Source organism: Streptococcus lactarius, from assembly GCF_016642265.1.
GTDB classification, from domain to species: Bacteria; Bacillota; Bacilli; order Lactobacillales; family Streptococcaceae; genus Streptococcus; species Streptococcus lactarius.
This window is the reverse complement of sequence record NZ_MRXX01000004.1, coordinates 95,736-104,144: the sequence shown is the minus strand read 5'-3', so window position 1 is coordinate 104,144 and position 8,409 is coordinate 95,736. Positions and strand designations below refer to the sequence as shown.

Here is an 8,409-nt window from a genome sequence, read left to right as displayed (position 1 = left end):
TGCTTCGCAAGTTCTATCCGCCACCTCAAAGCAGTGCTTTGAACACTCAACCACTGCGTCTTGCTCGACAATCCAAAGACAATTGAGAGGCTAGGACTTTTGTCCCAGCCTCCTTAAAGATCGTTGTCAAACGGACCTTTCATGGCCCTCCAACAGGAGTGATTATTGCCTGGTTAGCACTATCGTTCCTTGGTCATCTTCTGCTTGTTCCAAATCTTCCAGTGACAACTGATCACCCTCTACTCGGTAACGGTAGAGTTCATCTCCGATACGCATGGATTGATTGACCGGATCGATGGCCACCTCTTTGGTCTCTTCTTCTCCATCCGAGTCTGTGACTGTATAGGTTCCTTTTTGCCCTGTCACAACCAGCAATATCGTGGACTCGGCATCCTGGCCTCGGTAGCTACCATCGATTGACTGCACTTGCTCTTTTTCAGCACTGGTTGAAGAGACTGTTTGTGCGGCACTAGAGGACGGTTCACTAGACCTTTTTGTTGGTTTTGCCGGTTGACTACAAGCTGCCAATACGATCGCCATCGCTAAGCTCAGTCCATACATTATTTTTTTTATCATGATCGGCTCCTTTCCCCTTTAGCGGATACCATTTACCTTCAGTATACGCCAAGAAAGCCGTTCGGTCAATTGTTTAGCCCTCTAATAAACATGCCCTGACTTCTGCAATAAAATACAGGGAGCCCGTCACAAACAAAACCTCATCCGGATGACGCCGAGCCATAAATTCTTGAATATAAGCTTTGTAATCAGCTACATAGGGCAGGTCTTGTCGATCGCCCTGGGCCACCACTTCCCCGTAATGAAAGGTCGTCAACATTAATTCAGCTTCTGGTAACCCAGCTTGAAGGGTTTCGAGCATTCCACTGTAATCTTTTCGCTTGAGAGCTCCAAATAAAATCTTTACGCGTTTTCCGTCTAAGCTTTTTGCAAACTCGATCAAACGCACCATGGCATGAGGATTATGGGCTCCATCCAAATACAGTTGGTCGCCAACTAATTCTAAGCGCCCTGGCCACCGTGTCTCTTGCAGAGCAAGCTGGATCAGATCTAGATCTACTGCTTGAGGCTGACCTTCCATGTAAAGGAGAAAGGCCTCTAAAGCCACCGCTGCATTTTCCCGTTGGTAATCCCCCTTCAAGCCCAGAGACGGCAAGACAAGTTCCACGTTTTCATTCCAAAAACGATCCTGCTTTAACCCAAAATCTTTTCGGAAGGCGTGGAGATCCACAGCTAATTGCTCCGCTTTTTCTTGACAAATAGCTGCAGCTTCAGCAGGCAAAGGACCGACTACTGCTTTCTTACCTTCTTTAAAAATCCCCGCCTTTTGCTGGGCGATTTCCGCAATCGTCCCTCCCAGTGTTTCCTGGTGATCCAGACCAACCGAAGTGATCACTGCGATCTCTCCTGTCACCACATTGGTCGTATCCAGAAGTCCTCCGATGCCAACTTCCAATAAGACCACGTCCACTGCTTGTTCCTTGAAATAGAGAAGGGCCATGAGGCAAATAATCTCAAAATAAGAGAGTTGGTCCTGGGTTTGGAGTAGGGTCTGCTCCATCTGCTGCACCTCTTGACCAATCCGAGTGAAATCTTCATCCGAAATTGGCTTGTCCCCAATACAAATTCGGTCGTGGATACTGATCATATGGGGAGACGTAAAGGTTCCCACCTTCTTCCCATGAGCCATCAACAGTTGGCGCATAAAAGCAATCGTAGAACCCTTGCCATTAGTTCCTGTCACATGAAGGATCGGGTAAGCCTTATCTGGTCGTCCTAATAAGGATACTGCCTGTTTCATACGATCCAAGCCAGACCGAAAATTCAAACCAATCCGACCATTCATCCATTCTTCAATCTGATTCACATCTTCCTCCTAAAAGAAAAAAGCGACAAAACCTCTTCTGACGTTTGCGCTCCTTTCTTTTGTGCTCGTTTTTCTATCTTTATTTTTATAGCAAGCCCACCGGACTTCCTTGCGGTTTCTATTTCCTGCGCAGGGGTGATACAGTCTCCCAGACTTCCTGCTTTTTCTTATTTCTTGAAGCAGGGCTAAAAACGTCCCCCGGACGTTTTTACTCCTCCATAAAGCTGTTGAAGACTTCTTCGATCATGTCCCATTCTGCATCTGAGTCTTCTGGGATTGGTTGAAGGTCGCCTTCTGTGCCGTCTTCGTTTTCTGTAAATGAATAAGCTTGGATTTCAACTTCACCGTTTTCATCTTCTTCTGCATTTGCAGGGATCAAAAGAACATAGTTTTTCCCAAATTCTTCTTTACCATCAATGGTCAAAAGAATTTCAAACAAGGTTTCATTTCCTTGTTCATCCACCAATGTGATTAATTCACGTTCTTCATGGTCGTGGTTGTGATCATGTGCCATACTATTCTTCCTCATTTTCTTTCTAAAAATTGCGATCTAAATAATTTTGTAAAATAAGCTGGGCAGCCAACTTATCAATGACTTTTTTGCGTTTGCTACGACTGACATCTGCTTGCTCAATCAACATCCGCTCTGCAGCGACAGTTGTCAGGCGTTCGTCTTGGTACTCCACTGGCAATCCAAACTTTTCAGCAATCATCGTGCCATAAGCCTGACTGGCTTCCACACGCGGTCCGCTGGTGTTGTTCATGTTTTTTGGTAAGCCAACCACAAAACGGTCTACCTTGTATTGAGCTACTAATTCGGCTAAGCGCTCCAAACCGAATTCTTTTTTATCTTCATCGATTTGGATGATTTCAAGACCTTGAGCTGTAAAACCGAGAGGATCACTCACAGCAACCCCAACGGTCTTTGAGCCAACATCCAATCCCATAATTCTCATTAGAGGTCTATTCCTTGCCCTTTCAAATAATAACGTACCAATTCTTCTACGATCTCATCTCGTTCATACTTCCGAATTTGGTTCCGTGCATTATTATAACGAGGTACATAGGCAGGATCCCCACTGAGTACGTATCCTACGATTTGATTAATTGGATTGTAGCCTTTTTCATCCAGTGACAAATAGACATCCTTTAAAGTTTCGCTAATTTCTTTACGATTTGAATCATCAAGATTAAAACGTACGGTTTCATCTGTAAATCCCACAAGAACACCCTCTTTCTTTACAATACCACTATTATACCATATTCAAAGCCTTTTCACAATGGGCAAGTCCTTGATTTTACAGCTTTTTCAGGCTATTTGGCGATCATTTTCAAATTATTTTTGCTCACTTGCCCCAGCATGGATGAGATTTTCTGCAAATTGGCTTGGTGTCAATTTCAACAACTCTGGTAAGTGATTGTTTTTGAAGTAAGTCATCCCTTCCGCCTTCTTGACATCCATCGCTTCAAAATCATAGGTGATGGTGACCTTGTACTCATTCTCATTCTCTAGGGTCAAATCAGCCGTGAAACCAGGAACTGTCAAGGCCTCCTTAAAGGCATCGTCCTTGTTAAAAGAGTCCCTTAATTGGTTTTGCGCTTCCTCTAGACCGACTTGCTGAATTCCTTTTTTCAACTCCTCATCGGTCGCTGTCACATTGATGGTCTGCAACTTTTTAAAGGTGTTCCCCACATAGGTCACAATTTGGGTTTGTTGGGTCCCTTTATCATCTTTTGGAAAGACAAAAGTTCTTGTCACCACTTGGTTGTCTTCGGCTTTTTGCAAAATACTTTTGTTGTCCTTTTGCAATTGTTCAGCTTTCGCTTTGATCGAGTTTTGCTCACTTGAACTTGGTATTTTCACTTGTTTTTTGGGGCTACAAGCTGTCAAAAACAAGGCAAGTGCACCCAATAAAAGGAGATTTCTTTTCATGCTTCGTTCCTTACTAGTTATTGTTTTCTCAAATATTGTATCATAGATTTTAAAAAATGGTGTCCGAAATAGCACACCATCACTATTTTTTAAGATAAAAAAAATCAGAAACAAGCTGTTCCTGATTTTTCATCGCTTTAAAGGGCTGCACGCATCCGTGCTTCTGCATTTTCTACATTTCGAACGGAGCGTGGTAAGAAAGCACGAATATCGTCTTCTTTGTAACCCACTTGGAGGCGTTTATCGTCTACCAAGATCGGACTTTTAAGGATACGAGGTGTTTCCATAATAATATCGATCACTTCATTGACACTTAAGTCTTCGATATCCACTCCTAGATTTTTAGCGTAACGATTTTTTGAAGAGACAATACTTGCCACTCCATTTTCAGTCTTTGTAAGGATATCCAATAACTCTTCTTTGGTGATCCCTTCCTTACCGAGGTTTTGTTCTTTATAAGTTAGCTGATGAGCGTTGAGCCAAGTCTTTGCTTTCTTACAGCTAGTACAACTTGACACTGTATAAATTTTAATCATGCATGCACTCCTTTCGCTACACGATATTACTATCGTATTAAATTATAACACAAAAACCATCAGTCTAGCGACCTATTTTGAAAAAAATTAATCTTCAATTTCAATCGCATCATCTAAATCTAGTGTTACTTCTTCTGCAAGAGGAACTTCTTCTTCAGTTTTATCAAGGGGTTTCACTGTTTCGTCTTCTTCGATCAACCCAAAATGAACCCGAACCTTGTGGTCGATTTCGTCAAAAATTTCTGGGTGGTCAGCTAAGAATTTCTTAGCATTTTCAGATCCTTGACCAATTTTTTCGCCATTGTAAGAATACCAAGCACCAGCTTTTTGGATCAAATCGAGGTCTGTCGCAATTTTCAGCAATTCGCCGGTACGTGAAATTCCTTCCCCGTACATGATTTCAACCATGGCTTCTTTGAAGGGTGGAGCCACCTTATTCTTTACAACCTTGATCTTAGTTTCCTTACCGACATTGGTATCTTTTTGGTCCCCAGTTCCCTTAATTTGGGTATTTCCACGAACATCTAAACGAACAGAAGCGTAGAATTTAAGGGCACGGCCACCAGGTGTTGTTTCAGGGTTCCCAAACATGATCCCTACTTTTTCACGTAATTGGTTGATAAAGATGGCAATGGTCTTGGTTTTATTGATGGAAGCTCCAAGTTTGCGCATAGCTTGGCTCATCATCCGCGCTTGCAAACCAACGTGGCTATCTCCGATATCACCATCAATTTCCGCACGAGGTACCAAGGCCGCGACAGAGTCGACAACCACCAAATCAACGGCACCTGAGTCGATCAATTTACCAGCAATTTCAAGTCCTTGTTCCCCTGAGTCTGGTTGAGACAAGAGGAGTTCATCAATATTGACCCCAAGAGCTGCTGCATAAGATGGATCCAAAGCGTGCTCAGCATCGATAAAGGCAGCAATACCTCCTTCTTTCTGTGCTTGCGCTACTGCATGGAGGGCAACGGTAGTTTTACCAGATGATTCTGGACCATAGATTTCGATGATCCGACCTTTTGGATAGCCCCCAGCACCCAAGGCAATATCAAGCGCCAATGAACCAGAGCTCATCACTTGTACTTTTTGTTCCGCGCGTTCGCCCAAACGCATGATGGATCCTTTACCAAAGTCTTTTTCGATCAACTTCAGGGCATCATTGAGCGCTTTTTCACGCTCATCTCCAAATTTCTTAGAGATCTCATCTAATTTTTTCTGTTTTTTCGCCATTCTTTTCTCCTATTTTTTACTATACAGGAAATGCACTCCACTCACCAACGATTTCCGTCATTTGAAAGGCTCATTTCCTGTCCATTTGTAGAATCATTCTTCATTTAGCACAAGCTTCATTATACCAAATTTTCACCATTTAATACAGCCAAGCGCACCAAATTAAAGGCATGAAGGACTGCAATTTCGCGGACATCCGCCCGGCTACGTCCGGCGATATTGACTTGGACACTATCCACTCCACTTGGAGTCGCAAGTCCGATAAAGACGGTCCCTGCCGGATGCTCTTCTAGGCTATCTGGTCCCGCAACTCCGGTCAGGCTAACACCATAATCGGATCCTGTTAACTTACGGGCCTGTGACGCCATGGCTTGGGCTGTAAAATGAGACACCACTCCATGTTGCTCCAACTCTTGAGCTGGAATAGACAACATCTTACTTTTTTCTTCCAAACTATAGGTGACAAAACCACCCGCGAAGATGCTGGACGCCCCTGAAAAATCTGCCAGAGTTGCTTGGAAGAGGCCAGCCGTCAGGCTTTCTGCAGCTGTAATAGTCTTTCCAGTCTGTTTCAAGAGATCAAAGGCAACCTTGGCCATCGAATTGTCATCTCCATAACCGTAAAACAACTCTTGCAAGGGTTGATGATCCAGAGTGTGGCGTGATAAGATCTCCTTTTCTAAGACATCGAGCTTAGCTTCCGCTTCTGCCTGATCTTTCGCCTTTGTAGACAGACGCAAGGTCACTTCTCCCGTCTTGGCATAAGGAGCCACTGTTGGATCACTCTGTTCTTCAATGATATCGGCTAGGATCGTAACTAGCTGGCTTTCCCCAATCCCAAAGAAGCGCAAAACTCTAGAAAAGAGCTGCTCCCCTGTTGTTAAATGAGGCACCAATTGTTCATTGACCATTGGTTTTAATTCACTTGGTGGACCAGGTAGAACGACATAGGTCACTCCGTCGACTTCAATCAAACCTCCAACCGCGAGACCTGTACGGTTTTGAAGGGGGATTGATCCGGCGATCATTTGTGCTTGTCGCTCATTATTGGGTGTCCGGACATAATCTGGGCGACTGGCAAAGAAGGTGTCGAGTTTGGCAAGTGCTGTCGGATCAAAAACCAGTTCTTCCCCTAAAAACTTAGCAAGGGTTTGCTTGGTCAAATCATCCTCTGTTGGACCAAGTCCACCGCATAAAATCACCAAATCGCTGCGTTTTGAAGCTGTTTCAATAGTGGCTAAAAGACGACCTTCGTTGTCTCCTACCGCCACATGATAATAGACATCAATCCCTAAACTAGCTAATTTCTCAGACAAGAATTGGGCATTGGTATTGACAATTTGTCCTGTTAGAATTTCTGTTCCAACTGCAATAATTTCCGCCTTCATGGTGCCTCCCACTTATACTATTCGTAATTTTCATTTCATTTTAACACAATTTCCTTAATTATTTAAAAAAACAGATTGAAGATAAAGTCCATTTTGGACAACTTTCTTCAATCTTTTTCTTTTAGAGTATGAAGTAAAAACTCTTAAAAATACCATTACATCAATATTCCTAAGAGATTTAACTACGTGGTAACCAACTTCTAAAAGGGCTTGCCTATATTCTGAAGTAAGCACATCGAGCGGTTATTTTTCTATTGCTTTATTGACATAAAATCGTATCTCTAACGCTACTCCTTATATTTTTCTATCATTTTTTATGATACAATAGCATCAATTTATTTTTAGGAGGATAATATATGACTTCTACTATTGGTATTATAAGTTTATCTAGTGGAACTATGGGTGAAGACTTTGTCAAGCACGAAGTGGACTTGGGTATTCAACGTCTCAAGGACCTCGGACTCAATCCTATCTTTTTACCTCATTCGCTAAAAGGCTTAGATTTTATCAAAGAACATCCTGAAGCTCGTGCAGAGGATTTGATTCAGGCCTTTTCTGATGATAGCATCGACATGATCCTATGCGCCATCGGTGGAGACGATACCTATCGTTTATTGCCCTATCTTTTTGAAGATGACCAACTACAAAAGGTTATCAAGCCAAAGATTTTTCTCGGTTTCTCGGATACGACCATGAACCATCTCATGTTGCATAAACTAGGAGTCAAGACTTTTTACGGCCAATCCTTTCTAGCAGACATTTGTGAGTTAGACAAAGAAATGTTGCCATATAGCCTCCACTACTTCAAAGAATTGATTGAGACGGGAAGAATCTCAGAAATTCGACCTAGTGACGTTTGGTATGAGGAACGGACTGATTTTAGTCCCAAAGCTTTGGGAACACCTCGTGTCAGCCATGCAAATACAGGTTTTGACTTGTTACAAGGCAATGCTCAGTTTGAGGGAGAAATCCTCGGTGGTTGTCTTGAGTCTCTCTATGATATTTTTGACAACTCTCTACACGCAGATAGCACAGACCTCTGCCAAAAATACAAACTTTTCCCTGACTTGTCAGACTGGGAAGGAAAAATCCTCTTGCTAGAAACAAGCCAAGAAAAGCCTGAACCTGACGACTTCAAAAAGATGTTGCGGACTTTGAAGGACACTGGCATATTCGCAGTCATCAGTGGACTCTTGGTCGGAAAACCTATGGATGAAACTTTCTATAACGACTATAAAGAGGCACTATTGGATATCATTGATAGCAATACCCCAATTGTCTATAATCTGAATGTCGGACACGCAACTCCAAGAGCGATTGTTCCCTTTGGAGTCCACGCCCATATAGATGCAACGGAGCAAGTCATTCGCTTTGACTGTCACAAATAAGAGGCTGGGACAAAAGTCATAGCCTCTTATTTGTCTTTGGATTGTCGAG

10 protein-coding genes are annotated in these 8,409 nt (G+C 42.9%); 1 reads left to right on the top strand and 9 read right to left on the bottom strand.

Translation table 11 applies throughout. The features are described 5' to 3' along the window. Positions 1–162 precede the first annotated feature (162 nt). The 9 genes from BTU61_RS03835 to BTU61_RS03795 all read right to left on the bottom strand — a co-directional run bounded on the left by BTU61_RS03835 (position 163) and on the right by BTU61_RS03795 (position 6,972). Positions 163–576: an SP_0198 family lipoprotein gene (locus tag BTU61_RS03835; protein ID WP_222935306.1), complete on the bottom strand. Its 414-nt coding sequence runs from the start codon at positions 574–576 to the stop codon at positions 163–165. 73 nt (positions 577–649) lie between these two features. After that, positions 650–1,882 carry a bifunctional folylpolyglutamate synthase/dihydrofolate synthase gene (locus BTU61_RS03830; protein ID WP_200772400.1) on the bottom strand — a complete coding sequence of 411 codons (1,233 nt, stop codon included), beginning with the start codon at positions 1,880–1,882 and terminating at the stop codon, positions 650–652. Positions 1,883–2,090: 208 nt separating this feature from the next. Then, complete coding sequence (locus BTU61_RS03825) at positions 2,091–2,396, bottom strand: DUF1292 domain-containing protein (protein WP_003001941.1); 306 nt, start codon at positions 2,394–2,396, stop codon at positions 2,091–2,093. 22 nt (positions 2,397–2,418) lie between these two features. Beyond that, complete coding sequence (gene ruvX / locus BTU61_RS03820) at positions 2,419–2,838, bottom strand: Holliday junction resolvase RuvX (protein ID WP_200772399.1); 420 nt, start codon at positions 2,836–2,838, stop codon at positions 2,419–2,421. Beyond that, positions 2,838–3,104: an IreB family regulatory phosphoprotein gene (locus BTU61_RS03815; protein ID WP_003002070.1), complete on the bottom strand. Its 267-nt coding sequence runs from the start codon at positions 3,102–3,104 to the stop codon at positions 2,838–2,840. The genes ruvX and BTU61_RS03815 overlap by 1 nt, the downstream gene beginning before the upstream one ends. Before the next feature lie 114 nt (positions 3,105–3,218). Continuing rightward, entirely contained in the window at positions 3,219–3,815 is a 597-nt protein-coding gene (locus BTU61_RS03810) for an SP0191 family lipoprotein (RefSeq protein ID WP_200772398.1), read from the bottom strand. 137 nt (positions 3,816–3,952) lie between these two features. Further along, positions 3,953–4,351 carry a transcriptional regulator Spx gene (spx, locus tag BTU61_RS03805; RefSeq protein ID WP_003009108.1) on the bottom strand — a complete coding sequence of 133 codons (399 nt, stop codon included), beginning with the start codon at positions 4,349–4,351 and terminating at the stop codon, positions 3,953–3,955. A gap of 87 nt (positions 4,352–4,438) precedes the next feature. Further along, complete coding sequence (gene recA, locus BTU61_RS03800; RefSeq protein ID WP_200772397.1) at positions 4,439–5,584, bottom strand: recombinase RecA; 1,146 nt, start codon at positions 5,582–5,584, stop codon at positions 4,439–4,441. A gap of 119 nt (positions 5,585–5,703) precedes the next feature. Then, entirely contained in the window at positions 5,704–6,972 is a 1,269-nt protein-coding gene (locus tag BTU61_RS03795; protein ID WP_200772396.1) for a competence/damage-inducible protein A, read from the bottom strand. Positions 6,973–7,328: 356 nt separating this feature from the next. Between BTU61_RS03795 and BTU61_RS03790 the strand changes: the two genes are divergently transcribed. Next, complete coding sequence (locus tag BTU61_RS03790; protein ID WP_200772395.1) at positions 7,329–8,360, top strand: S66 family peptidase; 1,032 nt, start codon at positions 7,329–7,331, stop codon at positions 8,358–8,360. Positions 8,361–8,409: the final 49 nt, after the last annotated feature.